Source organism: Corynebacterium sp. 32222D000AT, from assembly GCF_053546955.1.
The window spans coordinates 1-563 of record NZ_JBPPVW010000044.1 but is presented as its reverse complement, the minus strand read 5'-3'; the positions used below and the strand labels follow the sequence as shown (position 1 = coordinate 563).

The following is a 563-nucleotide window of genomic DNA, read 5'->3' as shown; positions in this document are numbered from 1 at the left end:
CTGACACGTCCTTCATCGGCACACAATACCAAGGCATCCACCATGCGCCCTTCACACAACGAACACACACCACCACACAACAACCAAAACAATCACTGTATGGCGGGTGAACACACAAAAATTAAGAAAAACAAGAAATCACATCACACCACACACAAACAACAAAAGCTGTCCACGCGTGGTAAATGCTCGCGTCCACTATACAGTTCTCACACAACACCCAACACACACCACAACTAACCACACCGTGGCCAACTGCAAGTTGTGTGTTAGCACCAGGACAACACTAATGCCCCAGACACCCAACAATGCACCAACATACTCACACAACAAACCAACAAGGAATGTAAGCATTTGTGTTTAAAAAACAATGATTGCACCCAGCCATCCAGACTGGGGGCGTGCGTCCACCCGATTACAACACAGTGGCAGTGCCATACACAGACACATAAACCACCAACACCCACAACCGTGGGCAAAACTAAAAACTCCTTAGAAAGGAGGTGATCCAGCCGCACCTTCCGGTACGGCTACCTTGTTACGACTTCGTCCCAATCGCCGAT

1 rRNA gene is annotated in these 563 nt (G+C 48.5%); it reads right to left on the bottom strand.

Features of this window, described 5'->3' with window-relative positions:
• Positions 1-496: 496 nt before the first annotated feature.
• Positions 497-563: ribosomal RNA gene (locus ACEE23_RS11430) — 16S ribosomal RNA — on the bottom strand; the annotation flags it as partial.